Annotated in this window: 23 protein-coding genes and 1 pseudogene; 12 read left to right on the plus strand and 12 right to left on the minus strand. The window is 56.2% G+C overall.

Annotated features, from left to right (window positions below):
* The first annotated feature begins 283 nt into the window (after positions 1-283).
* The 3 genes from ACK2JC_RS07160 (at position 284) to ACK2JC_RS07170 (ending at position 4,405) form a co-directional block, all read left to right on the plus strand.
* Positions 284-2,008, plus strand: a complete 1,725-nt coding sequence (locus tag ACK2JC_RS07160) for an ABC transporter ATP-binding protein (protein ID WP_368271656.1) — start codon at positions 284-286, stop codon at positions 2,006-2,008.
* Positions 2,008-3,870, plus strand: coding sequence for an ABC transporter ATP-binding protein (locus ACK2JC_RS07165; RefSeq protein WP_368271658.1), 1,863 nt, complete (start codon positions 2,008-2,010; stop codon positions 3,868-3,870). Before ACK2JC_RS07160 ends, ACK2JC_RS07165 begins: the two co-directional genes overlap by 1 nt.
* 106 nt (positions 3,871-3,976) lie before the next feature.
* The gene (locus ACK2JC_RS07170; RefSeq protein WP_092365135.1) at positions 3,977-4,405 is read left to right on the plus strand and encodes a MarR family winged helix-turn-helix transcriptional regulator; all 429 of its coding nucleotides are present in this window, start codon (positions 3,977-3,979) and stop codon (positions 4,403-4,405) included.
* 6 nt (positions 4,406-4,411) lie between these two features.
* Here ACK2JC_RS07170 and ACK2JC_RS07175 read toward each other — a convergent pair whose 3' ends face one another.
* Positions 4,412-5,008: an SOS response-associated peptidase gene (locus tag ACK2JC_RS07175; RefSeq protein WP_092365138.1), complete on the minus strand. Its 597-nt coding sequence runs from the start codon at positions 5,006-5,008 to the stop codon at positions 4,412-4,414.
* 171 nt (positions 5,009-5,179) lie between these two features.
* Here ACK2JC_RS07175 and ACK2JC_RS07180 point away from each other — a divergent pair, with 171 nt between their 5' ends.
* Complete coding sequence (locus ACK2JC_RS07180; protein ID WP_166434393.1) at positions 5,180-6,001, plus strand: polysaccharide deacetylase family protein; 822 nt, start codon at positions 5,180-5,182, stop codon at positions 5,999-6,001.
* Positions 6,002-6,174: 173 nt separating this feature from the next.
* Positions 6,175-6,405 (plus strand): permease of phosphate ABC transporter, encoded by a 231-nt coding sequence (locus tag ACK2JC_RS07185; RefSeq protein ID WP_092365144.1) that lies wholly within the window; start codon positions 6,175-6,177, stop codon positions 6,403-6,405.
* A gap of 53 nt (positions 6,406-6,458) precedes the next feature.
* On the opposite strand, the gene ACK2JC_RS07190 is transcribed toward ACK2JC_RS07185, so the two are convergent.
* The 5 genes from ACK2JC_RS07190 to ACK2JC_RS07210 form a co-directional block, all read right to left on the minus strand.
* Complete coding sequence (locus tag ACK2JC_RS07190) at positions 6,459-7,865, minus strand: MATE family efflux transporter (RefSeq protein ID WP_092365147.1); 1,407 nt, start codon at positions 7,863-7,865, stop codon at positions 6,459-6,461.
* Positions 7,866-7,883: 18 nt separating this feature from the next.
* A complete protein-coding gene (locus tag ACK2JC_RS07195) occupies positions 7,884-8,675 on the minus strand; it encodes an enhanced serine sensitivity protein SseB C-terminal domain-containing protein (protein ID WP_092365150.1) in 792 nt (263 codons plus the stop codon).
* Positions 8,676-8,842: 167 nt separating this feature from the next.
* Positions 8,843-10,186 (minus strand): MATE family efflux transporter, encoded by a 1,344-nt coding sequence (locus ACK2JC_RS07200; RefSeq protein WP_320936301.1) that lies wholly within the window; start codon positions 10,184-10,186, stop codon positions 8,843-8,845.
* A 128-nt stretch (positions 10,187-10,314) separates the two neighbouring features.
* Positions 10,315-11,208 (minus strand): D-isomer specific 2-hydroxyacid dehydrogenase family protein, encoded by an 894-nt coding sequence (locus ACK2JC_RS07205; protein WP_227168239.1) that lies wholly within the window; start codon positions 11,206-11,208, stop codon positions 10,315-10,317.
* A gap of 26 nt (positions 11,209-11,234) precedes the next feature.
* Positions 11,235-12,020: an aspartate dehydrogenase domain-containing protein gene (locus ACK2JC_RS07210; RefSeq protein WP_320936302.1), complete on the minus strand. Its 786-nt coding sequence runs from the start codon at positions 12,018-12,020 to the stop codon at positions 11,235-11,237.
* Positions 12,021-12,421: 401 nt separating this feature from the next.
* Here ACK2JC_RS07210 and ACK2JC_RS07215 point away from each other — a divergent pair, with 401 nt between their 5' ends.
* Both ACK2JC_RS07215 and ACK2JC_RS07220 read left to right on the plus strand, forming a co-directional pair.
* Complete coding sequence (locus ACK2JC_RS07215; protein ID WP_092365160.1) at positions 12,422-12,790, plus strand: response regulator; 369 nt, start codon at positions 12,422-12,424, stop codon at positions 12,788-12,790.
* A 73-nt stretch (positions 12,791-12,863) separates the two neighbouring features.
* Complete coding sequence (locus tag ACK2JC_RS07220; RefSeq protein WP_320936303.1) at positions 12,864-13,376, plus strand: GNAT family protein; 513 nt, start codon at positions 12,864-12,866, stop codon at positions 13,374-13,376.
* Between the two features lie 350 nt (positions 13,377-13,726).
* Here ACK2JC_RS07220 and rapZ read toward each other — a convergent pair whose 3' ends face one another.
* From rapZ to ACK2JC_RS07250, 6 genes are all read right to left on the minus strand, one after another.
* Positions 13,727-14,617 carry an RNase adapter RapZ gene (rapZ, locus tag ACK2JC_RS07225; protein WP_107434540.1) on the minus strand — a complete coding sequence of 297 codons (891 nt, stop codon included), beginning with the start codon at positions 14,615-14,617 and terminating at the stop codon, positions 13,727-13,729.
* Position 14,618: 1 nt separating this feature from the next.
* The gene (locus tag ACK2JC_RS07230) at positions 14,619-15,875 is read right to left on the minus strand and encodes an ATP-binding protein (protein ID WP_320936193.1); all 1,257 of its coding nucleotides are present in this window, start codon (positions 15,873-15,875) and stop codon (positions 14,619-14,621) included.
* Positions 15,868-16,563, minus strand: a complete 696-nt coding sequence (locus ACK2JC_RS07235; protein WP_092365172.1) for a response regulator transcription factor — start codon at positions 16,561-16,563, stop codon at positions 15,868-15,870. Before ACK2JC_RS07235 ends, ACK2JC_RS07230 begins: the two co-directional genes overlap by 8 nt.
* Positions 16,564-16,587: 24 nt before the next feature.
* The gene (locus ACK2JC_RS07240; RefSeq protein WP_320936194.1) at positions 16,588-17,712 is read right to left on the minus strand and encodes an ABC transporter ATP-binding protein; all 1,125 of its coding nucleotides are present in this window, start codon (positions 17,710-17,712) and stop codon (positions 16,588-16,590) included.
* A gap of 1 nt (position 17,713) precedes the next feature.
* Positions 17,714-19,510 carry an ABC transporter permease gene (locus ACK2JC_RS07245; RefSeq protein ID WP_092365177.1) on the minus strand — a complete coding sequence of 599 codons (1,797 nt, stop codon included), beginning with the start codon at positions 19,508-19,510 and terminating at the stop codon, positions 17,714-17,716.
* 69 nt (positions 19,511-19,579) lie between these two features.
* Entirely contained in the window at positions 19,580-20,791 is a 1,212-nt protein-coding gene (locus ACK2JC_RS07250; protein ID WP_320936195.1) for an ABC transporter substrate-binding protein, read from the minus strand.
* Positions 20,792-21,133: 342 nt separating this feature from the next.
* Between ACK2JC_RS07250 and bilQ the strand changes: the two genes are divergently transcribed.
* The 5 genes and pseudogenes from bilQ (at position 21,134) to ACK2JC_RS07275 (ending at position 25,719) form a co-directional block, all read left to right on the plus strand.
* Positions 21,134-21,583 carry a bilirubin utilization transcriptional regulator BilQ gene (bilQ, locus tag ACK2JC_RS07255; protein ID WP_276856135.1) on the plus strand — a complete coding sequence of 150 codons (450 nt, stop codon included), beginning with the start codon at positions 21,134-21,136 and terminating at the stop codon, positions 21,581-21,583.
* On the plus strand, positions 21,573-22,682 hold the full coding sequence (bilR, locus tag ACK2JC_RS07260; protein ID WP_320936196.1) for a bilirubin reductase: 1,110 nt from the start codon (positions 21,573-21,575) through the stop codon (positions 22,680-22,682). Before bilQ ends, bilR begins: the two co-directional genes overlap by 11 nt.
* A 25-nt stretch (positions 22,683-22,707) precedes the next feature.
* A complete protein-coding gene (gene bilS / locus ACK2JC_RS07265; protein WP_368272405.1) occupies positions 22,708-23,235 on the plus strand; it encodes a flavodoxin family protein BilS in 528 nt (175 codons plus the stop codon).
* A gap of 138 nt (positions 23,236-23,373) precedes the next feature.
* On the plus strand, positions 23,374-23,586 hold the full coding sequence (locus ACK2JC_RS07270; RefSeq protein ID WP_118757507.1) for a DUF6199 family natural product biosynthesis protein: 213 nt from the start codon (positions 23,374-23,376) through the stop codon (positions 23,584-23,586).
* A 755-nt stretch (positions 23,587-24,341) separates the two neighbouring features.
* A pseudogene (locus tag ACK2JC_RS07275) lies at positions 24,342-25,719 on the plus strand (transposase).
* The last annotated feature ends 484 nt before the right edge of the window (positions 25,720-26,203 follow it).

Genomic DNA, 26,203 nt, shown 5'->3' on the forward strand with positions numbered 1-26,203 from the left:
CCGGGCCAGTCCCCGGCTTTTGTATCATTTTCCTGTCTCAAAGTATACCACAAACACTCAGCTCGTGGAAGACCTCCCTAAGTGTTTCGGCATGTATTCTCACTAGTCGTGGGCCTGAAAATGTTCACGCTTCCGGCACATGCAGCAGGCGGGACGCAAAGAGAAAATTCAGATTGACAATCTCAATCCATGCGCATACAATAGTTGTATGTGCAATAATTGTCAGAGCAATTCACACGCCGCACCACAGGCGCAAGCGACTGCTCAGAAAGGAAAATCATTCATGAAAACGTTTCTCTCCTACTTAAAGCCTTACCGCAGGCAGGCGGTGCTCGCCGTCCTCTGCATCGAGGCGGAAGCCGCCTTTGAGTTGGTCATCCCCCTGGTGATGGCCCAGATTATCGACGTGGGCGTGGCAAACGGCGACCGGCGCTACATTTTGATGAAGGGGCTTCAAATGGTTCTGTTCGCCCTGATCAGCCTGGCGCTGGGCCAGGGGTACGCCCACTTCGCCTCCACCACCGGCCAGGGGCTGGGGGCTGAAATCCGCAAGGCGGAATTTCAGAAGCTGCAGCAATTCTCCTTTGCCAACACCGACAAATTCCGCACCTCCTCCCTGGTCACGCGGCTGACCAGCGACGTCACCACCATCCAGAACTCGGTGTCCACGGGCATGCGCCCCGCGTTCCGCTCGCCGGTGATGATGCTCATCGCCCTGACCGTGTCCTTTACCATCAACGCCAAACTGGCGCTGGTGTTTTTTGTGGCCGCCCCGCTGTTGGGCGCCATACTCTTTTACATTGTCACCCATGTGCGCCCCCTGTACGGCCTTATGCAGGGGTCTGTGGACCTGGTGAACCGGGTAATTCAGGAAAATCTCACCGCCATCCGGGTGGTGAAATCCTACGTCCGCGGGGACTATGAAATCCAGAAATTCGACGAGGTGAACACCAACCTGCGGAACACCTCCGAGCGGGCCTTCCGCCTGGCCGCCCTCAACATGCCGGTGATGCAGTTCATCCTCTACGGCACGATCTTAAGCATCCTCTGGTTCGGCGGAAACTTAGCCTCGGTGGGCGGCCTCAAGGTGGGCGAGCTGACCGGCTTCCTCAGCTACGTGATGCAGGTGCTCAACTCCCTGATGATGCTCTCCAACGTGTTTCTGATGATGACCCGGTCCCTGGCTTCCTGGAAGCGGATTTCCGAGGTCATGGACGAGGAGATCGATATCCGTGACGACCAGGCCCGGGATATCCGGGTGGAGCGCGGGGACATCCGCTTCGACCACGTCTATTTCAAATATAAGGCTCAGGCGGAGGAGTACGTGCTCTCCGACATCTCCTTCCACATCGAACCTGGGCAGACCGTGGGGATCATCGGCCAGACCGGATCGGCCAAGAGCACGCTCATCCAGCTGACCCCCCGGCTCTACGAGGCCACCTCCGGCCAAATCTATATCGACGGGATTCCGGTGCAGCAATACCCCCTGCGTGAGCTGCGGGATTCCATCGCCGTGGTATTGCAGAAAAACACCCTGTTCTCCGGCACGGTGAAAGCCAACCTGCGCTGGGGGCGGGAAAACGCCACCGACCAGGAGATCGGGGAAGCCTGCCGCATCGCCTGCGTGGACGAATTCATCGACCGCCTGGAACACGGTTACGACACGGAGTTGGGCCAGGGCGGCGTCAATGTGTCGGGCGGACAGAAGCAGCGCCTGTGCATCGCCCGGGCCATTTTAAAAGCGCCCAAGGTCCTGATTCTGGACGATTCCACCAGCGCCGTGGACACGGCCACTGAGGCGAAAATCCGCGAGGGCCTGGCCGAGAGCCTGCCCGGCGCAACCAAAATCATCATCGCCCAGCGGATCACCTCGGTGCTCCACGCGGACCAGATCATCATTCTGGAGGACGGCCGCATTAACGCCGTCGGCAGCCATGAGACCTTGCTGGCCTCCAACCAGATCTACCAGGACATCTATTATTCTCAGCAGGAGGGGGCGAATCTGTAATGCCAAGAACAACAAATTTCAGCAGGCCCAAGGACACCAAAAAAACCGTGGCGCAGATGCTGCGCTACCTGGGACGCCACCGGTGGACCATGGCCGTGATCGCGGCTCTGGTAGCTCTCAGCGCGGGGGCCAATATCACCGGCACCTACCTTTTAAAGCCGGTGATCAACACCTATATCATTCCCGGCGATCTGCCGGGTCTGGCCCGGATGGTCATTTTCATGGCCGGGCTGTACCTGACCGGGGCCGCGTCCTGCTACGGTTACAACCAACTGATGGTCCGCGTGACCCAGAAGGTGGCCAGCGAAATCCGTTTCGACCTGTTCACCCATGCCCAGCGCCTGCCCTTAAACTACTTTGACACCCACACCCACGGGGAACTCATGAGCCGTTTCACCAACGACGTGGACACCATCACAGAGGCGTTAAACGGCAGCTTTACCATGCTGATCCAGAGCTTCATCACCATCACCGGAACCCTGATCATGCTGGTAGTGCTGGACTGGCGGCTGTCCATGATCGTTTTCGTCTTTCTGGCCTTTATGATGGCCTTTATCCGCTTTAACGGGCGGCGCAGCCGGAAATATTTCACCCAGCAGCAGAAATACCTGGGCAGTATCAACGGTTTTGTGGAGGAGATGGTGGCCGGTCAGAAGGTGGAGAAGGTATTCAACCACGAGCCCCAGGACTTCGAGGAATTCTGCCGCCGCAACGAGGCGTACCGCAAGGCTTCCACCAAGGCCCTGACCTACTCCGGCATGACCATCCCCACCATCGTGTCCCTCTCCTATGTAAACTACGCGGTTTCCGCCTGCGTGGGCGGCCTCTTCGCCATGGCCGGGCTGACGGACCTGGGAACCGTGGCCTCCTACCTGGTGTACGTGCGGCAGAGCGCGATGCCCATGAACCAGTTCACCCAGCAGATCAACTTCCTGCTGGCGGCTCTCTCCGGCGCCGAGCGCATTTTCGAGATGATGAACGAGAAGCCGGAGGTGGACGAAGGCAAAGTGACCCTGTGTAATGTGCGGGAAAATGCGGACGGCGTCCTGTCGGAGTGCGACGGCTACAGCCCCAAGCACGCCTGGAAAGTCCCCTCTGCGGACGGAAGTTCCTTCACCCTGGTCCCCTTAAAGGGTGATGTCCGCTTTGAACATGTGGTGTTCGGCTACACGCCGGAGGCGAAGGTGTTAAACGACATCAGCCTTTACGCCAAGCCGGGACAGAAAATCGCCTTTGTGGGCTCCACGGGCGCCGGTAAGACCATGATCATCAACCTGATCAACCGCTTCTACGAGATCGGCGGCGGCCGCATCACCTACGACGGCATCGACATCCGGGACATCCGCAAGGACGACCTGCGCCGCTCCCTCTCCGTGGTCATCCAGGACACCCACCTGTTTACGGGCACCATTGCGGACAATATCCGCTACGGGCGTCTGGACGCCACGGACGAGGACGTGAAGGCCGCGGCCAAGGTGGCCAACGCCCACTCCTTCATCCGCCGCCTTCCCGACGGCTACAACACGGTGCTGCACAGCGACGGCGGCAACCTGTCCCAGGGCCAGCGCCAGCTTTTGGCCATCGCCAGAGCAGCCATCTCCCGGCCCCCGGTGCTGATCCTGGATGAGGCCACCAGCTCCATCGACACCCGGACGGAAAAGCTGATCGAGAAGGGTATGGACGCGCTGATGGACGGGCGCACGGTGTTCGTCATCGCCCACCGCCTGTCCACGGTGCGAAATTCCAAAGCCATCATGGTGCTGGAGAAGGGCTCCATCATCGAGCGCGGCAGCCACGAGGAGCTGTTGGAGCAGCAGGGGCGGTATTACAAGCTGTACACGGGACAGTTTGAGTTGGAATAAGGGGACGGATCGTGATATACTTTAAGAAAACATTGCGGGAGATCCGGTCGAAGAATTCGGCAGGGCCCAGGCCCGGCGGTTCTGCAAATGGAAAGGAAGTATGGGAATGATTGATAAAAAAGAGATACGGAAAATGCTGGTCCGGACGGAGCGGGCGCGCAAGTCGGTTCTGCAGCCCTATTTCGCGGAGATCGGTCTGCCCCTGGGCCAGGGCCATGTGCGCATCCTGGAATCCCTGCTGGCCGCGGATCATATCACCCAGAAGGAACTGGCCGACCGGTGCCATGTGGACGTGACCACCATGTCCCGCTCCCTGGACCGGCTGGAGGAGGCGGGCTTTCTGGAGCGCCGCCGGGACCCGGGCAACCGGCGCTCCTTCCTGGTCTGCCTGACGCAGTCCGGGGTGGAGGAGGCGCACAAGGTCCTGGAAATCCTGGCGGAGCTGGATGAGCGCATCTGCCGCGACTTTGACGCAGCGGAGATGGAACAGCTGTACCGGAGCCTGGAGAAAATCTGCCGGAATCTGGAGAACTGACACACCCTAGAACAGCGAGAGCTGCTCGTAGTCCCGGTCCTGATCCAGCTCCGGCGGCCGCCCCGCCAGGAACGCTTCAGTTCGGTCCCCGTCCAGAATCCAGTCCCGGACCTGCTCCCGCCCGATCACCAGGGGCATGCGGTCGTGGACGCCGCGCATGGAGCTGTTGGCTTCCGTGGTGAGGATACAGAAATTCCATCCGTCCTCCCCCGGGCTGTAAAAACCGGCCATATACAGGGCCGGCAGGCCCTTCCGGTAAAAGGACACCTTCTGCTTCTCCCGGTCCCACTCATAGAACCTGGCGGCCGGGACCGCCAGCCGCCGGGAAGCCACGCTGTCCCGGAACATCCGCTTTTCCAGGGCGGTCTCGGCCCGGGCGTTGATAACGGTGGTCTTGTGATAGGAATCCGGCAGGCCCCAGCGCTGCAGCGCGGGCGCCAGACGGTTGTCCGCCCCTGCCGTGATCACCAGGGACTGGTTGGTGGGCCGGATGTCCTGTCCGCTCCGGTTCCATTTCCAGCCGGAAAACATCCGGTCCAGGTCCCCGAACAGTTCTTTCAGCTCCCTCCACATTTCCTGATCAATACAGAATCTGCTGCACATGTGTTTTTCCTCCTTCACTGTTACGGTAGCATTCCCGCTTCCGGTCAATCCTATCCCGCCGGCGATTTCCCGCCTCACCCCCGGCCGGTCTCATTTTCCCAACCACTCCGGCGCATAATCCGGTCCAACGCCCAATATACTTAAACTAAAACCACTCCGGTGATCATCCATATGAAACGCAAACATTTAAAACATCTGGCGGGCACCCTGCTCATCTTTACCATGGCCTTTTTTGTGGGCGCAGGCGCAGGCAAATTCGTGCAGTCCCGCAAAGAAAAAGCCGTGTCCGCCTCCGCGGAAGGCAACTGGGGCCTAAGCTTTCCCCAGGAGGGCCAGACCCCCGTCGGCAACGCCACCCCGGACTATCTAAAGCAGTTCGGCGCCTACTATGTCCAGAACACCGACGACAAGGTGCTGTATCTGACCTTTGACGCGGGTTATGAAAACGGCAACACCGCTCCCATTCTGGACGCTTTAAAGAAGCACAACGCGCCCGCCACATTTTTTGTGGTCGGCAACTACATTTCCACCAGCCCGGACCTGGTGAAGCGCATGGTGGCCGAGGGCCACACCGTCGCCAACCACACCAACCACCACCCGGACATGTCCAAAATCTCCACCAAGGACGCCTTCGCCAAGGAGCTGAACGACCTGGAAGCACTGTACCAGCAGACCACAGGCCAGCCCATGAAGAAATACTACCGGCCGCCCCAGGGTAAATACAGCGAGAGCAATCTGAAAATGGCCAACGAGATGGGCTACAAGACCTTCTTCTGGAGCCTGGCCTATGTGGACTGGATTCAGGATAAGCAGCCCACCAAGGAGGAAGCCTTCAAGAAGCTGCTGGGCCGCGTCCACCCCGGCGCCATTATCCTGCTCCACAGCACCTCCTCCACCAACGCCGCCATCCTGGATGAGCTGCTGACCAAGTATGAGGAGATGGGGTACACCTTCAAATCCCTGGACGATCTGGTCAGCACGCCGGTGATGTAGGGGGGACGGGAAATGATCGGGAAACACTCAGCGGGGGCTTCCACAGGCCTGGCGTTTATGGTATAATCAAGGAAACGTATCTCTTGTCATCAACCGGCCGGTCGGTGACACGATACTATTAAACTGACAACCAATCCATGTCACCATCGTACCAGACGCCAGGAGGTGTTGCAATGAAAAAGTTCCTTGATTACGCCGACCAATACATACAGGAATCCGACTGGAAGGTGATCGCAGCCCTGAAACTCTGTCTGCTCTCCCTGGGAATCTGCCTTGGGCTGTCCCTGCCGGGGGAGAAGAAAAAACCGGTGTTCGCCATTGCGGCGGCCGTGTTCATCGTCACCTACATCCCGCTGATGGCCAAATTCGTAACGCTCCTCTGCCGCGACGCCAGGGAGTCTTAAGGTCCACTGTTTCCAATCAGCATCCAATTCCAAAAGGCTTGCGTTTCCGCCCACTAAGGGCGGTCCGCAAGCCTTTTTCTGTAAAATCCCGCAAACACCAGGGAGGTGCAAAGCGCCGCCAGCACGTCGGAGACGGACTCCGCCAAAAAGATGGTGGCCACCGGCCCGGGCTGTCTGACCAGATCCGCCACCGGAGCCGCCAGACGGGCCGCGCTCTCCAGCCCGCCGAACGCCGCGGGCATGATGTAGATCAGAGGCACCAGCAGGATGATTTTGCGCAGGCAGGCCAGAATCAGCGATATTTTCGCCTGCCCCAGCGCCATAAAGGACTGTTGGCAGCAAATCTGCGCCCCGAAGGTGGTTCCGCCGATCACATACAGCGGCAGCGCCCATGCGCAGAGCCGCAAAAGCTGCTCGTCCTCGGTAAATATCTGTGAAAATCCCCTGGGCACCGCCATAAAAATCACGGACATCACAACGGTGTAGCTCAGACAGAGCACCACGGACAGCTTGAAGCTATTCCGCACCCGCCTGAAATTCCCGGCCCCGTAGTTGTAGCTTAAAATAGGCTGGGCCCCCTGGCAGATGCCCTGCACGGGCAGAGTCACGAACTGCCACAGGCTGAACAGCACCGCGATGGTGCTCACCGCCATGGTGCCGCCGTATTTTAACAGCTGGTTGTTGAAGGAAATCTGCACCAGGCCCTCGGTGGCGCTCATAGTAAAGGGGGAAACGCCCAGCGCCATGATGGGCAGCAGCACCTTTAACCGGATTTTCAGGTACTTTCTCCGAATCTTCAAAATGCTCTTGTCGCTGAACAAAAACTGCAGAGCCCAGACCGCGGACACGCCCTGTCCGATCACCGTGGCGATGGCCGCGCCCTTCACGCCCATGTGGAACACGTTGATAAACAGCGCGTCCAGAAAAATGTTTAAAACCGCCCCGATCAGGACCGTGCACATGCCGATTCCGGCGAATCCCTGGGTGGTGATATAGGAATTCATACCCAGGGCGATCATCACGAACACCGTGCCCAGCGCGTACAGCGTGATATACTCCGCGGCCATCCCCAGGGTGCTCTCATCCGCTCCGAAGAGCAGCAGAAGCGGCTCGTGAAACAAAAGAATCGCGGCGGTCATGATGACCCCCGCCGCGATCAGGGCTGAGAAGCTGGTTCCCAGAATCTCCTCCGCCCCTTTCTGGTTTTTCTGTCCCATTTTGATGGCGCAAAGCGGCGCTCCTCCGATGCCCAGAAGCCGCGTCACCGCCGTGATCAGGGTGATGACAGGCAGGGAAACGCTGAGTGCCGCCATGGCGCTGGTGCCGTTTTCGATGCGCCCGATAAAAATACGGTCCACCATGTTGTAGATGATGCTCACCAGCTGCGCGATAATCGCCGGGATTGACAGCTCCAGCATCAGAAGGCCCAGGGGCTTTACTGCCAGTTTATTCTCTTCCATCTCTCACAGTTCCCCGCTTTACAGCTCGTAAAACGGCTCCAGGCCCTCGATCGCCTTCTGGCCCAGATCGGAAACCGGCGTGGCCATATACAGGTACATGCCCTGCATGTAGGGCTGTGCGATGCGGGCGATTCCTCCGAAAATGGCCTCGTCCTTTCCCTGATGCTCCAGAACGAACATGCAGCCCTTGCGGTCTCCCTGGATCACGCCCTGCATGTACGCCTTTTTCACCGGCTGCTGCTTGAGGAACTCGGTGATCTCCTCCAGCATCTTCTCGGGATAGCTGGAAAGCTCGTGGAATTCCATGGGCGCATTGGATGCCGCCTGCTCGGGGTGGTTGCGCTCGTAGGTCAGCTGCTGGCGCTTCAGGTAAGCGGCCTGCTGCTGCTTCAGGGCGGTGATCACCTGGCGCTCGATGCGGATGTTCTCCCCGAAGGGATTGATCACGAAACCGGCCGCGTCCTTGTCCTGGAGAACCATACCCGCATAGTCGTCAAAGGTCATGCCGACCACGTGCTGGCCTTCCCTCAGCTCCCACTTCTGCATGGACTTCCAGTCCGAGAAAGCGGGGAAAAATTTCTCCCCCTTGTCGTTGTGGATGTCCGGGAAGGAGATGGTTGCGTCCTCGCTGAACTTTAAGTTGCCCTCCTCGTCCACATCCGGCTCGGGGTTAAAGGAGGCCGCCGTCAGATAGCGCGCCTTCACAACCTCCTGCATAAATTCTCCCTGGCGCTCCGGGGTGGGATCATACTGCACCAGGTGAAACGCCTGAATCAGGTCCGGGTTTTTCAGTGATTTAAAATCTGCCATGTTCTGTTCCTTTCTTCTCTCTGTGTTGTATAAGCGCTGCGGCTCACAAGGTGAACCGCGGCGCAGAAATCTCTCTGCTCTCCGCAAATGCGCTCCGGATAATCCGTTACCGCCCTCCGGCCGCCGCAGCGGTTATCCCGCGGCCAAACCAAATGTTTTGCCCGGCGTTAATGCTGCACGGGCCTTGGACGGTATTTCCTCATGCGGTAAAAATAGTAGGGTACGATGGGAACGAGCGCCGCCAGCCAGGCCGCCGGGTCCGCGAAGCACACGCCCACATACCCGAAGGGCCGGACCACGGCCGCCACCACGGCGAACCGGGCCGCCAGCTCAAAGACGCCGCCCAGCATGGGCACCAGGCCGTAGCCCAGTCCCTGCAGCGCATTCCTGTATAAGAAAATACTACCCAAAAACGGATAACACCATGCCACTGTTTTAAAATAAACCATGGAGGCGTTCAGCACGTCGGTCTGAGAGCCGTCCACAAAAATCCTCACCAGATACGGCCCGGTGAAATGGATCACTATAATCATCACCGCGCTCCAGACAAGCACCAGAATCTGTGTGACCTTCACGCCCTGGTGCACCCGCTCGATATTGCCGGCGCCCCGGTTCTGCCCCACATAGGTGGCGATGGTTGCGCCGAAGGACACGAAGATGGTGGATACCATGCTCTGAATCTTACCCGCCGCGGAGAATCCGGCGATGTACACGGCGCCGAAGGCATTGACCGCGCCCTGCACGATGATGGTGCCGACGGCCGTGATGGAAAACTGCAGGCCCATGGGAATCCCCATGCCAAGCAGCTGTCCCACCGCCCGCAAATCCGGCGAAAAATCCTGTCTGCTGAGCCGTAAAATGTCAAACTTCCGGATAATATAAATCAGGCACAAAAGCGCCGACACCGCCTGGGCGATCACCGTGGCGTAACCGCAGCCCACCACTCCCATGTGGAAATACACGATGAACACCACGTCCAGGACCACGTTGAGCACCCCGGAAATGATCAGGAAATACAGCGGCGATTTGCCGTCCCCCAGGGCCCGCAGCACCGCGGCCAGGGCGTTGTAGGCGGCCGTCACGGCCAATCCGGCGTAGATCACCGCCATGTAAGCTCCCACGTCCCCGATGATCTCCTCCGGCGCGTTCATCAGGCGCAGAATGGGATAATTAAAATATTCCAGGGCCGCCGTCATCACCACCACAAACAGGATACACAGGAAAATGGACATGGCGATGTAATGGCGCATGCGGTCGTATTTCTTCGCCCCGAAATGCTGGGCCACCAGAATGGAAAACCCGCTGGTCAGCCCGTTGAGCCATCCGATCACCAGGAAAATCAGGGAACTGGTGCTCCCGATGGCCGCCAGGGCGTTGACTCCGATAAACCTTCCGGCGACGATGGAGTCCGCCAGGTTATAAAACTGCTGGAAAATATTTCCAAGGCAGGTAGGGATCATAAAATAGATAATCAACTTCACCGGATTCCCGGTGGTCATATCGTTTGTCATAGTGCGAATGCCTTACCTTCTGTCTGTTTCGTTTGATCAAAATGGGGATGAATCCGCGCCCGCCCGGTGGGGCCGCTGCCGGCGCCATTCCATATAGTATAGTCTAAAACGTGTTTTTTTACAATCCCTTATTGTGTTCCCAAAAACGTGCGGACATTATCCAGCACCTTTTTGCTCAGCAATTCGAATGCCTGGGCGGTCCGTCCGGCGGATACGCCGGGACAGATCACGGCCGGATTCTCGGCCAGCGCCGGATCGCCCAGCGCGCCAATCGTGTCGCACACAAAGGTATTCCCCCCAGCATTCAGCCAGCGCTCCAGGGCCTTCACATCGTGCCCCGGGCCGATGGAGGTGTTGAATAAAATCTTTCCGTTTCCCAACTGTGCGAACGCCTCGCCGTCCAGCAGGATCACGTTCTTATTGAGACAGGTGAACACCACGTCGCATTCCCGCAGGAGCTGGTCCAAAGGCTGATAGCGCAGGCCCGCCGCCTCCCGGTCCTCCTTTCGGGTACGGCTGTAATAGCGCGCGTCCGCGCCCATAAACATTAAGGCCTCGGCGATCATGGCCCCGGACACGCCCAGGCCGATGATGCCCGTCTTTAACCCGGTGATCTCCAGGGGCAGCTCCCGCCACATGGGGCGGTCATAACCGTGCAGAAGGCGCACCAGCTCGCAGAGCACAAACTCCACCACACCCCGGTCCCCGTAATCCCGGATGCCCAGCACTGTGATGCCGTGCTCCCTGGCATAGGCGATATCCACATTGGCGCTGGCCTCCGAGTACAGGCTGCAGCACATTCCCACATAGCGGACCTGCGGGCAGCGCTCCAGTACCTCCCGGCCGATTCTGGAGGTATAACTCACCAGCACCCCGTCCGCATCCCCGATGCGGCGCACGATCTCATCGTCATCCGCCGGGATATCCCCGTAAAACGCCACTTCCTCCGCGTACGTTCTCAGTTCCTCTTCCGCCTCTTTCACCAGGCTCACCGGCTCAATGGCCACGATCTTCCGAAACATATCATTTCCTCCTCTTTCAGACGCTCTTAAAACACAATCGGAGACACGAGATTGCGCAGCACCGCCACCAGGCTCCAGCCTGCGATGGCGCTGGTGCTGGAATAGATGTCCACCACGGCCTTCACCCCGTCGATCTCCGAGGTAATCCTGTGATCGTCCCCAACAAAACCCGGAACGCTGTAAATATCCATGCGCATGCGCTCCGGGTCCGCCGCGGCCAGGGAAGCGGCCACCGCCACATTCACCTTGGTGGGCAGAAGGCCGATGGCTTCCTTAGCATTTCCCTCAAACACATGTCTCTCCTCTTCACCGGCCAGCAGAGACTCCTCAAACAGCGGCGTGTTCATCAGCGACTTCGGCCCCTTATGGGTCTCGATCCCCGCCTTCGCCTGTCCCATCAGCGCGATGGTGCGCAGCACATCGAAACCGCCTACCGCGCCGGAGGCGATATGTACCCTCCCCCCGTTGGCCGCAGCCGCTTTCCCCACCTGCTCATAAAAGTTCCGGTCCGCAAAGGCCCCGATGGACAGCACCACCAGCCCGCACTTCGCCTCCAAAATCCGCACCGCATAATCCCGCACCGCGGCCACGGAAGCAGCCTCCGCAATATAATCCGGTTTCCGGTCCAAAAGCTCGCCGATGGAACCGCAGGGCGCGCACCCCGCCCGCTCTGCCAGCGCCCCGGTTTTCTCCGGCGTGCGCCCCATTATCCCCACCAGCTCATATTCCGGCAGCAGCCCCTTCTCAAAGGCCTCCACCACAATCCCCGCCAGATAACCATTTCCAAGAATTCCCAGTCTCAATTTTCCCATCACAACCTCCACGCCGCCAAAACCACCCGCGGCCCATTTCATATTCTCCGGCTCCACCGTCCGGACGCCATTCCATTATAATATAAATCCCCCAAAACAGCCACCCGTCAATCACAATATTTTTCCATCCCCTCAATCCCCGGCACCAGCTCCGAACGGCGGAAAAATCAACACGGGAAGCTGCGTCAATCCCACTTGTAAGCGGGTTTCGTATCAATTTTTACATCGGCCGGACTCTCTCCGGGGTCTTTTTATATCTGACAAGAATACATGCCAAAACGCTTAGCGGGGTCTTTCACGAGCCTGGTGTTTATGGTATAATTAAGGAAACATATCACTTATCGTCACCCGTGCCGGATGACGACAATGTACAATAGAAGTATCGAAAGGGGGACACGATTATGCGTAACATTCTGATTCTCTCAAGCAACGCGCAAATTTGCACTCAGGCAACCGACCTCCTGAAGCAGGCCGGATACTCGCACATTTACACCGCCGCGGACAGCCGCCAGGCATTTCCCATGATCTACCGGTTAAATCCCAAGCTGATCATCGTAGACCTGGAGCTTCCGACCGATGAAATCATGAATCTGCAAAAGACCCTCTCCGGACCTCTCATGCAAATCACCCTGTTCATCGCGCCGCACCAGCACATAGACGAGGCGGTCCTGAGGCTTGGCCAGCACGGCTACACCCATTTCGTCATCCACCCCATCGACCGCCGTCTGTTCCTAAGCGCCGTGCGCGAAATCGTCGCCGCCCACCCCTAACCCACCCAACGTCGCCCCCACAGCCCGGTGACGCCACCATCCAACCACATTCCAAAGAAGGGACCCAACACCCATGATACGTCTCAGACCCTACAACAAAACCGACGCCGAAAAAATCGTCACATGGAGCCAAGACGAGCGCGCATTGCGTCTCTGGTCCGCCGACGCCCTCTGCGAATTCGGATATCCGCTCCGCCCGGAGCATCTCAACGAATACTATGACCGGCAGGCCGGCAACCCCAACCTCTGGCAGATGACCGCCACAGACGAGGGCAACCAGCCCGTCGGCCATTTTACCATGCGCTACCTTGGTCCGGAGACCAACACCGTCCACCTGGGCTTCATCATCCTGGACCCATCCCAACGCGGCCAAGGACAAGGCCGAGCCATGGTCCTTCAGGCCCTGCGCTACAGCTACGACATTCTCCTCGCGGACCAAGTCACCCTCTACGTCTTCCTGGACAACCCCGCCGCCTACCGCTGCTACGAGTCCGCCGGATTCCACCGCGACCCCACCGGCGACAAATCCTTCCCCATCCAAGGCCACCCCCACCCCTGCGCCAAACTGTACCACCACCGCCCCTAACCCCTCATCCCCATCTCCTCATCCCAAAAAAGCGCAAAAAAAATAAGCCCCAGCCCCCTCCCCTTCCGCCCTGAAAAACCAGCGAAGGAGTGGGCGGCGGACCCATGGTTTCCGGGGACATTGCTTACCGGACCGCAGGCGCTTAAGGCCGGGAAGGGCCGGAAGCGGGGAGAAATCGTGTTCTCCAAAACACGATTTCAGGCGACCTGAGCGGAGAAAGCTCTTCAGAGTTTCTCCGCGAATAGAGCCGGTGCCCCGCTTCCGGTCCTTTCCGGGCTTTAGCGCCTGCGCTTCGGTAAGCAGTCCCCGGAAACCATGGGTCCGCCGCCCGCTCCTTCGCGTACCCCTTTTCAATCCCCACCCCCCACAATCCTCCTCTGATTCACCCTCATATCCCTCATCCCCAACCTCACATTCTCATACCTCTCCCCAAAATAATCCCTCAACAAACTGGCAAACGTCACCGACCGATGCTGCCCCCCCGTACACCCCAGCCCGATCACCAACTGCGCCTTCCCCTCCTTCTCATACAGCGGAATCGCATACTCCAAATACCCCACCATCCGCTTAAACAGTTCCCTTGCCTCCTCATACCCCATCACAAAGTCCCTGACTTCCTTATCCTCCCCCGTCTTTTCCCTCAACCCCTTCACATAATACGGGTTCGCCACGCACCGCACATCAAACACCAGATCCGCGTCCGCCAAAATCCCGTACTTATACCCAAAGGCCACAAACTCAATCCGCATCCCCGCCACATCCGGCCCGGAAAACAGATCCGTCAGCTTCTCCCGCAGCGCCGACGTGGACAGCTCCGAGGTGTCCACCACATAATCCGCCTCCACCTTCAGGCTCTCCATCCGGCAAATCTCCTGCCGGATCGCGTCCGTCAGATTCACATTGCGGTTCCCGCTCATCAGCGGATGCAGCCGTCTGGACTCCTTGTAGCGCTTTAACAGCACCTCCTCCGCGCAGTCCAGAAACAGAACCCGCACGCTGACGCTGCATTTCTTCATCTCATCCACGATCTGGTCGAATCCGTCCGGCACGCCGTAGCTGCGGATATCCATGGTCACGGCCAGACGCTTGGAAAAGCCTTCCTCCTGCATCTCCCCGTGGATCAGCTGCAAAAGAATCTTTGGGGAAATATTATCCATACAATAATATCCCATATCCTCAAGAATCTGCAGCGCTCTGGTCTTGCCCGCACCGCTAAGGCCTGTCACAATCAATACGTTCACTTTATCCTCCTAAAGTTCCGCCGTTTAATGGCAGCTCGATTTTAAATTCGGATCCCTCCCCCGGGCGGCTCTCCACCTGGATTCTGCCCCGCATCTGCTCCACCACGCTGCTGACGATGGAGAGGCCGATGCCGTTGCCGCCGTGGCGGGAATTCCGGTCCTCGTCGATCCGGTAGAAGCGGTCGAAAATCCGCTCCTGGTGTTTCTCTTCGATGCCCATTCCGCTGTCAGACACCGTGATCCGCAGGACGTTTCCATCGCTGCGGGCCCACACCTTCACCAGTCCCTGCTCCCGGTTGTATTTGATGCCGTTCTCGATCAGATTCAACAGCATCTGGTAGAAAAACTGTTCGTTTGCCCGCAGGATCGGGTAATCCACCTCCACGTCGGAGACTAACTCCACCCTGCGCTTGTTCGCCATGTCCTCCAGGCTCCATAGAATCTGCTCAATCACCGCCTCCACATCCACAAAGGGCAAATTGCGCTCCTGCCCCTCCTGGCGGTCCAGCCTGGACAGGGTCAACAGCTCGCTGACCAGCTTCTTTAACCGCTTGGTCTCCTGCTCGATCACATCCAGAGCCTTGGTGCGCTCCTCCTTCGTCACCTCGTCCCACATCCGAAGCATTTCCGCGTAGCCGGAAATCAGGGTCATGGGCGTGCGGAACTCGTGGGACACATTGCTGACAAATTCCTTGCGCCGGGCTTCCAGCCGTCTGGCCTCGGTCACGTCGATGACCACCGCCATCACGCCCAGACAAATCCCCTTCTGGTAACGGTCCGGAATCAAAAGCGCGGACACCTCGAAAATCCGGTCCCCCTCCTGAAACTCTACCCGCCGCTCCGTCGCGCTCTCAAACGCCTCCCGGCAGACGTCGGACACCAGCCCGTAAAAAGCCCCGTAGGAGCTCTTGTCGCTCTTAAAGAAAATGTGCTTGTCGATGTGCAGAAAGGCCCGGGCCGCCCGGTTCGCCAGCACCAGTGCCCCGTCGTCCTTAAACACCACGATGCCGTCCTTCATGGCGGCAAACACCGCGTTAAAATAATTGAAACGGTCGTCGTCCGATGCCCGCATGTCCCGCAGGCGCTTTTCCCGGGCCTCAAGCTCTGTCTCCAGCTTCTGATTGCGCTTCTCCAGCTCCGAAATATAATTCTTAAAATACAGATATTCCCGGATCAGGACACAAAACAGAATCAGGACCAGGACCACCAGCCAGAAGATCACCAGGCCGATGGTCATGATCCGATCAATTTTACTCATTTACGCGGAACCCGATCCTTCGTATAGTTTCGATATAGCGGCATTCCTGGATGTCGTCGCCCAGCTTTTTGCGAAGATTTCTCATGTGGACGTCCAGGGAACGGATCTCCCCGCCGTTGTTGGTGATTCCCAGGGCTTCGTTCAGCTCGTTTCGGGTGACGATATTTCCCCGGTGCTCCGCCAGCACCCTGAGGATGCCGAATTCCGTGGGCGTCAAATCCACCCGCCTGCCGTCCTGCTCCACCACGTATTTATCCGGATAGATGGCCAGGTCCTTGACGCGCAGCGCGTTGTCCTCCTGGCTCTGGGGTGCGGAGGGCTGGCTCCGGCGCAGCGCTACCTCAATGCGCGCGAACAGCTCCCGCCAGCCGAAGGGCTTGGTGATGTAGTCGTCCGCCCCGGCGTCAAAGCCGGTGACCTTGTCGTCCTCCTCGCCCTTAGCCGTCAGCATGATCACCGGAATGTGCCCGGTGGCCTGATCCGCCTTCAGCAGATGGCACACCTCGATCCCGCTGATCTTGGGCAGCATCACGTCCAGCAAAATGCAGTCCGGCCGCTCCCGCCTGGCCGCCAGCACCGCCTCCGTGCCGTCGCAGGCGTAGGCGGTGGCGTAGCCCTTCTTGCGCAGGTTCATATCCAGGCACTCAACAATATCCCGTTCATCATCCACAATCAGTATCTTCTTCATGCAATCCTCTCCCCTGGGCGGGAATTACCCGGCGATAACCTCCAACCGGCCAAGCGCCAGGTAGTCTTCCGTTTCAGCGTCAAACAGAACGCAACGTTCACCCGTAAATTCAACGCCCACCGTTTCACCTACGTTGAAATCCTTACCCTGGAACACCACGCTGGTGAGAATCAGATCCCCCAGCTGGATTTTCACAATGGTTTCCATGCCGGACGGCAATGTGGAGTAAATCGATGCCTGGAGGGCGCTGTCTGCTTCTATATTAACATATTCCGGGCGGATTCCAAGCACAATTTTATGATTGCCGCTGAGGGATACGCTGTTGGACTCTGGACAGAACAGCATATTTAATTCCCCCACCTGTATCTTGATTTCATCCAGGTTGATGTTGGAGCCCACGCCCTCGATCAGGTTGATGGAGGGATTTCCCACAAAGTCCGCGGTGAACATATTGGCCGGGGAATGATAAACCGTAAGCGGCGGCGCGTACTGCTGCAACAGGCCCTTCTTCATCAGACAGATCTTGGTAGACAAGGTCATGGCCTCCAGCTGATCGTGGGTCACGTACACAAAGGTGGACCTGGTCTCCAGGTGCAGACGCTTGAGCTCCGTGCGCATGTCCATGCGCAGCTTGGCGTCCAGGTTACTTAAAGGCTCATCCATGAACAGCACCTTGGGCTCCGTCGCCAGGGTTCTGGCGATGGCCACGCGCTGCTGCTGGCCGCCGGAGAGCTCGCTGGGATAACGTTTCTCAAACTCCTCGATCTTCAGCATTTTCAACAATTCATCCACCTTTTTGCGGATGCGGTCCTTGGGCCACTTCATATTTTCCAGGCCAAAGCTGATGTTCTGGTACACGGTCATGTGGGGCCACAGGGCGTAGTTCTGGAACAGGAAGCCCACGTCCCGCTTGCTGGGCGGCACGTTGATGCCCTTCTCGGCGGAAAACACGCATTTCCCATCGATCCAGATTTCGCCCTCGGTGGGCGTCTCCAGCCCTGCGATCATACGCAGGGTGGTGGTTTTGCCGCAGCCGCTGGGGCCTAACAGTGTGATAAAATCCCCGTCTGCGATGGTCAGGTTCAGATTATCCACGGCTACGCTCTTGCCGAACCGCTTGGTTATATTTTTCAGTACAATATCTGACATATTATGATCCTCCTATTCCCTTGTCAATAGACGCTCCGGTCAGCTTGTTGATCACCAGGTTGAAGAACAGCACCACCACGATGATCAGAAGGTTGATCGCGTTGGCGTATTGGTTCCAGCCCTTTTCATTGTACTGGAACAGCTGCGTCGTCAACACGCGGTTGGCCGGGGTGACAAGCAGGATGAACAGGGACAGCTCTCTCATACAGGAGATAAATGGCAGCAGGTAGCCGCTCAAAAAGCTGGTCTTCTGGATGGGGAAAATGATCTTGACCATGCGCTTCCACCAGCTCACGCCCTGAATCACGGCCGCCTCCTCGATCTCGTTGCTCAGCTGCAGCATGGCGTTGACGCCCGCTCTGGAGGCGAAGGGCAGGTATTTGACCGAACCGATCAGCACCAGCAGGGTGAATGTGCCGTACAGCGGCGGGATGAAGCCGTTTTTCTGGGTAAACATGGACAGGTAAATAGCGCCGAAGGCCATAGCGGGCATCAGGTAGGGGAAGAACGCCAGGCTGTTGACCACGCCCGACAGGCGGCTTCCTCTGCGCTTGACCACCGCGTAACCGCAGAGCACGCCCGCGGTGCCTGCCACAAAGGCGCAGCACACGGACAGCTTGATGCTGTTCCACAGGCCCAGATAAATGTACTTGTTGCGCAGGATTCCCGGCTCGCCGTTGGCGATATCCGTGCTGCCCTTACCCAGCCAGAAGATGGAGGTAAAGTTGGACGGATTGTAATTGCCGGTCACCATGGTAAAGGACTCCACTGCGAAGGAGACGAGCGGCAGAATCGCGATCAGCAACAGCATAAACAGCACGCCTGCGGAAATGGGCGTCCTTGCGCCGCGCAGCTTCACCAGGGAGACCTGGGAGCTCTTTCCGGTGACGGTTGTGAAGGATTTGCGCTTGCCCACGAACCACTGGTTGAAGGCCAGAACGAACAGCCCGACCGCCAGCATGACCACGGCCAAAACATAACCGTATCCCTGGTTCACGCCGTTTAACGTACGGTAGAGCTGGGTCGTCAGCACGTAGTAGCGCACCGGGGTGCCCAGGAATGCGGGGACCGCGAAGGCACTCATGGAGCTGGCGAAGGTCAGCAGGAACGCGGAGAATATGGCGGGCATCACGATGGGCAGCGTCACCTTGCGGATGATTTTCATGCGGCTGGCCTTGAGCAGCATAGCCGCCTCCTCCAGGTTCGCATCCATATTCTGTAAAATACCGCCGATCAGGATGTAGGCGAAGGGCGCGTAGTGCAGGCCGGTCACCACAATGATGGGGAACTGCCCGTAGGCGAACCAGTTGGCCGTCTCGATCCCCGTGAGGGCGGTGAACAGGCCGGGCTTGCCGCCGATGTACGCGTTGCGGAAAAAGTTCAGCCAGGCCATGGCCAGCGTCCATGACGGCATTATGTACGGAAATACAAAAATCGTGCTGATGATGGATTTAAACCTGATATCGGAGCGGGCCACCAGCCAGGCTACCGTGCCGCCCAGTCCGATGGCGATCACGCAGCTGCCGATGGAAACCTTGACCGTGTTCCAGAACGGGCTGTAGAACAGATTCTTGCTGTTCTTTCCGTCAAAGAATACCTTGTACCAGTGGAACAGTGTGAAATCCCCGGCCTTAGCTCCCTTGATGCTCATCAGTTCGGACGGATGAGCGATCAGCGTATCGCGGATCAGGGACACCAGCGGCAGCAGGGTCAGAAAGGACATCAGAATAAACAGCACGATAAGGATGATGTTCTGCGGCTCTTTGATAAACGACTTAAACCGGTTCTGCCATGACATAATCGATCCCCCTTATCTGAGTGCCGGCCGTCTTTTCAGGCGGCCGGCGTGAATTGTTGACTGTTTCAATTAGTTGATCAGGTTGTTGACGAACTCCTCAACCTGAGCGCGGTTCTCATACACGTACTGCGGATCCTCGCGGACCAGTCTGGGCGCCCAGTAGGTCATATCCTTGTCGGCCGGGTTGCAGGGAACCTGCAGGTTGCCGGAGTAGGAACCCACGTCGGAGGACCAGGGCTCAAAGCCCTCGGCAGTCATCAGGTACTCGATAAACAGCTTCGCCGCGTTGACGTTCTGTGCGTTGGAGGTGAGCTGTGCGTAAATCGGATAGTAGAAGCCGCTGAACGGGGCCATATCCGGCGCGGTCGCCAGGGCCAGGTCTTTGGTCTCAACGTAGCGGGTTTTGGAGAGTACGAACAGGCCGATCAGCTGATCCTTCTGTCCCTTGGTTCCCACGTTCTCCGCGATGGTGGAATCGCTGGTGCCTAAAACGGTATTGTTAAAGAATGCCTGCATCCACTCGTAACCTGCGTTCTCGGTGGTCAGCTCAATGTCTTTTCCATAATATTCCTTATAAGCGTCCGCAATCTTACCGGACCACTCGTCGCTGGTCAGCATGGTCAGGAAGTTGGAGTTCACGCCCTCCTGATTGGGGTTCTTGAACTGCACGCGGTCCTTCCACTCCGGCTCGGTGAGCTGCCAGATATTGGTCACAGGAGCGTCCGTGGAATTCTCACTGTTGAAAATGAACACCTTATCCACAAACTGGAATACCAGCGGATTCTGGTTCTCCTCGGGAATCTGATCCTTCAGGGACTCGGGAACGTAGTTCACCAGGTATCCGGGAGTGATTAACTCGCCGTAGACTCTGGCGCCGTCCTGGCAGAGCACCATGTCGGCTCCGTTGACGCCGCCGCCAACCTCCAGGGAAGTCTTCTCAACCAGCTCGCCGTCCTTTAAGTTTGCGGTCTCAACCTTGATTCCGTAAAGTTTTTCAAAATTCTCAGCCGCGGTGGAAACGCGGGACGTGGTGGAGTAAACCACCAGCTTGCCTTCCTTCTTGGCCGCTTCCACTAACTCGTCGTGGGACATCTCCCCGCCCTGAGCCTCTGCGCTCGTCTCCTCAGCCTTCGACTCCTCCGCTTTTGACTCCGGAGCCGCCGTGGTCTCGGCCGCCTTGGGCGCCTCTGTGGATGCCGCCTGGCCTCCGCCCGAACAAGCGCCAAGAATCATGCTGGATCCCAGAACCAATGCTACCAACGCTCTTGAATGTTTTCTCATACTTTCCTCTCCTTTTCTTTACCTTAATGCAATCTTAAGCTTACCTTAATGTTTCCTTCATATTAACATTGCACAACAGGAATGTCAATAGTGGAATTTAAATTATTCATATTTTATATGAAGCGAAGGGGAATGTTAGAATCGGAAGGAGGATTTAAGTTAATTTTCGAGGAAATATAGGGGGTGTATGTTATATTTTAGACAATTTCGAGTGGAGGAGGTATAGGCGGGGAGGACTTACGGCTTTTTTGCAGGTCCTGGGATGGCTTATCGTTTTTTACTTGACTAAGTCATGTATTTGCAATATACTTGACTAAGTCAAATATTTATGGAGGTATTCTGATGATTCGTTCATTTGCTTATTTTATCACGCTGCTGCGCAAAGATTTTGCGGAATACTGCGGGCGGAAGCTGGAGGAAATCGGACTGTCCCAGGGGCTGCTGTTTTTTATCCTCTACATCGGCAAACATCCCGGCTGCTCTCCCAGGGAACTGGCCGTGGCGCTGAAAATGGATTCCGGCCACGTGGCGCGCTCTCTGACCAGACTGGAACAGGCCGGATTCATTTTCCAGAATCTGAATCCCCGGGACCGCAGGGCCCACATTCTGGAGCTGACCGCAAAAGGGCGTGAGGCTTTCGATCTCAGCCACTCGTTGTTTTTCCAGTGGGACCGGGAAATTTTGAGCGGGCTGGAACCGGAGGAGCGTCAGATCCTGCTTTCGCTTTTGGAGCGGCTGACGGAGGACCGCCGCGGGACTTGTGGGGAAGGAGCATCCGGGCATGGGCTATGAAACGATTGCAAGCCCGGTGAATCTGGGCGGGCTTGTGTTGAAAAACAGGATTATCTTCGCGCCCACCTCATTTGGCCTGCCCGAAGAACGTCTTTTGGAGAGACTGCGGCGCATCGCGGCGGGCGGCTGCGCTATGATCATCGTCGGGGATGTGCCCGCCGGGCGCTCGCCCTTCGGCTCGCTCTACAGCGCCAGAGGGTTTGCCCGATACCGCCGTCTGTGCGAGGCCGTCCACCGGGAGGGCTGTTTGATTTGCGCCCAGCTGCACCAGTCGGACAGCGATTTGGCGGGAATGGTTCGTTACCTGCCGGGCGTTTTGACGAAGCGGTATTCCATGGATCAGCTCCGGGAGCTTTTAAACCAGCGGGTCGGCCCCTATATCTCGTCTCTGCCCGCCGAGAAGGTTGCGGGGATCACCGCTTCCTTCGGCTCAGCGGCCGTGTTGGCGGCAAAGGCAGGCTTTGACATGGTACAGGTCCACGGCGACCGGATGTGTGGCAGCTTTGCCTCTCCGCTCTTCAACCGCCGCCAGGACCGGTACGGCGCAAGCGTAGTCAACCGGGCGCGTTTTGCGGTGGAAGCCGTGACGTCAATCCGCCGCAGCATGCCGGACATGCCCATTGATTTCAAGCTGGCCGTGCGCCAGGAGGAGCCTCATTACGGCAACGCCGGTATGCTTGTGGAGGAACTGCCGGTTCTGATTCCACTGCTGGAGCAGGCCGGGGTGACCAGCTTTCATGTAGCCCTTGCCGATCACTCCCGGCTGTCCGATACGATCCCGCCGGCAAATCATCCTTATTTTTCCAGCCAGGGCTGTTTCCTGCGCTATGCAGATGAGGTCCGGAGCCTTACCCGCCTGCCGGTGTGCGGGGTGGGCGGATTGACGGACCCGGACTTTGTGGAGGAACAGTTAAAAAGCGGGCGCATCGACTGCGCAGCCATGAGCCGCCAGCTCCTGGCCGATCCGGACTGGCCCAGGAAAGTGACGGAAGGAAATGCCGATGCCGTGCGGCAGTGCGTTCGCTGCAACCGCGACTGCCTGGGCGGGATCCAGAGGCACGAGGGCGTGCACTGTGTGTTTGACCGGGAACAGGTATGATTTCATTGATTTGGAGGTGTTCTGTATGACATATGCGATTATTTACAGCAGCCGCACCGGGAACACGAAGCTGCTGGCGGATGGAATCCGCAGCGTTTTACCGGCGGAAACCTGTGTGTACTTCGGACCGGTTTCCGGGGCGGGGAGAGAGGCCGCGCGGGCCGATGTGGTGTTCGCCGGATTCTGGACGAATAAGGGGTCCTGCGATGAGGAGATGGCGGAATTTCTGCGCGGGATTGTGGGAAAGGATGTATTTTTGTTTGGAACGGCGGGATTCGGAGGGAGCGGGGAATATTTTTCGAGAAATATGGGGAATGTTGGAAAATATTTGGATGAGTCATGCCACCTGGCAGGAACGTTCATGTGCCAGGGACAAATGCAACCGGCGGTGCGGGAACGATATGAGGGGATAGTTGGTACGGACGGGGATGGAGATCGGGTACGGGAAATGATTGAGAATTATGACAGGGCTCTGGGGCATCCGAATGAGGGGGATGTGGAGAGGGTGAAACGGGAAGTGAGGCGGGTTGCGGATGGATGGGGGGAGGAATGATTTTTTTGGGAGGGGGTAATTGGCTGGTGGATTGGCTGGTTTGGATTGATTTTGATTGATTATTGATCGATTTTGGGGTATTCTGTGTGCAGGAGATTGGGGACGGGCGGGAAAATAGGTATGGGAGGATGGGCTGTTATGGTTTGGAGTATGATCTGGGGTATTGTGTTTATCGCAATCGGCGTTTTTGCATTTTTGAAACCGGAAGTGATATGGAAGCTGACGGAACAATGGAAATCCAGCTATGCAGATGAACCGTCCGAGTTGTATCGGTTTAGTACAAAATTGGGCGGTGTTATATTTGTGGGGATTGGAGTTGCAGCGGTGGTTTTGTCGCTTTGGTGGGAATGAATAGAATTGATTGAAATGATGAGGGGAAATAAAAGAACTGCTAACTGCGGGATACGGGAGTTAGCAGTTCTTTTTTGGTGTGAGGGGATTGTGAGAGGATGACGGAGGAGGGGGAGTATAAAAATTTTAATTTCAATTTGTGGGTTTGCGCAGTCGGTCGGAAAATACGAGAGTTGACTCGAAAGTGTGACAAGAGTGTGTGAAAAAAAGCCAAAAACCTTGCAATCCACGCACTCCCTCGCAAGAATGCGACCAAAAGTTGCGAAAGCCGCAAAACAGGGAATAGATTTCAATCCACGCACTCCCTCGCAAGAATGCGACTCGGTTTTCCACAAACAGGATACAGGCTTACTCTTATTTCAATCCACGCACTCCCTCGCAAAAATGCGACGGGCTTGACCGAGGCGGTAACGAAAGAACATAAGAATTTCAATCCACGCACTCCCTCACAAGAATGCGACTTTCAGCTACCCGCTTATGCACCGTTTCCGGCTAGATTTCAATCCACGCACTCCCTCACAAGAATGCGACAGCAATCATTACCAAAAATCCCTTCTAATCCCCTCAATTTCTTATCCCTATTGTACCCCTCCTCTCTACTACAATATATTTATTAGGCGTTTGCGAAACGCCACAGCCCTCATAAATTCGGGCTTTTTTCTTTGTCAAAATAAAACAACTCCTCACAGGTTTATGGTAAAATTGAGATGTCCAGTAACAATCAACCATATCCACCTGAAAGGAGTTGTACCTATATGATACCATACAATCAGCTTTCTTTGGCAGATATTTTTTCATGTTGCCAGGATATTTATGAATCTGACAAACCTGCTTTCCTGTCACTGCTCCAATCCCATATTGACCTTATTGAAATTGTCCCTGCTTCCTTCCGGAAGCGTTTCTATGCATCAACGGGCAGAACCCGCAAATACCCTTTGTTCGCCCTTTTATGGGCCTTAATCATTCAACGTATTTTTTCTATTCCTACTGACTCGTTACTGCTTATTTTCCTTCATTATTCCAGACATCTCAGAGAATTCTGTGGCTTTGACAAAGTCCCCGATGCTTCTAAGATAACCCGCTTCAAACAGGATTTTCTTCCTGAACTCGAAGATGTTTTCTCACGCCTTGTTGACCTCACTGAACCTATCTGTCAGGCGATTGACTCTTCCAAAGCCAGTATGACTATCTTCGATTCTTCTGGTATAGAAGCTTGGGTTACTGAAAACAATCCTAAATACGCAAACCGCATCATTAAACAGCTAAAAGCGTATGCAAAATCCAAAGGCTTTGACGATTCTTATGATCCATATAAAGCTGCCTATGCTTCCATGCCCTCACATTCAGCTGCCAATCCGGAGATCAAACAGCTCTATATCGATGGGCATTTCTGTTACGCCTATAAGATAGGAATTGTTACTAATGGCCTCGGCATTATCCGGCACATTGATTTCTACAACAAAGCTTTCTTTGAGAAGCATCCTGAAATTACCATTTCTAAGAAATCCGATTCGCCTGATGAGGACAAATCTGTCCATGACGCAAGGCTCTTGATTCCTACTCTTCAGGACTTTTTCGCTACACATCCTCTGATCCGGCCTGACACCTTCCTTGGTGACTCCGCCTTTGATTCGGTCCGCCTGTACAAGGAACTTCTTTCCGGGGATACCTTTGGTAATGGCAGGCACTTCAAGAAAGCCTATATTCCTTTGAACTCCAGGGCACATCTTGAAAACCTTGACTATACCATTGATGAAAACGGGATTCCCTGTTGTCCAAAGGATCCCTCTCTTCCAATGAAATACGAAGGAACCTGTAAGCTTAAAAGCGGCGTCACACGATACAAATTCGTCTGTCCCAAAGTTGTTTGGATAAAAGATCCTTCTTCTGGAAACTATCACCGGCTCTGTAAATGTGACAACCCATGTACCACGTCTTCCTGTGGCAGAATGATTTACATTTATCCAGAGAAAAATCTTCGTGCCTATCCAGGTATTCTGCGAGGGACTGACGAATGGAATAAGGTCTACAAAACCAGAACCTATGTGGAGCGGTCTATCAATCACTTAAAAGACTGCTTCTGTCTGGCCGGACGTAAAACCCAAAATGAGAAAACACTTCATGCCGACCTAATCCTCGCAGGCATTACACAATTAATCGGTGTGGTTCTCGCAGATAAGATTCATAAGCATGAATGCATACGGACGTTAAAATCTTTAATTGCATAGGACTTACCAACTCCATAAAACGTATGGCTTATGAATGTGCGCCATTATCCGAATACATCCCACTTATTCAGGTCCTCCTGCTTCGCAAAGTGGCTTCCTTATTTGGAATCAGGATTGAATACCTGTTTCGCAATCAACTAACAATATATTTATGGTTAATATCCCTTACAGCCAGTAAGGAATTATCCATCTTGTTGCTTAAGCTGTTACAATGTTGGAGCAATCGGTATATCGGCTTCCTTTCTTGGACTTCGCGTCCGTATTTGAGACTGATAACCAGCTCCTCATTTGCAGCGTTCGTTTTATGCAGGTTGAACTGCCTTTGGTACGTTCGTGTCACACCACAGTAGATTGAATAGGCAATGAGTAAAACTGGTACTTATCTATTG

Origin of the sequence: Enterocloster lavalensis, assembly GCF_046603895.1 — a bacterium.
Lineage (GTDB): Bacteria > Bacillota > Clostridia > Lachnospirales > Lachnospiraceae > Enterocloster > Enterocloster lavalensis.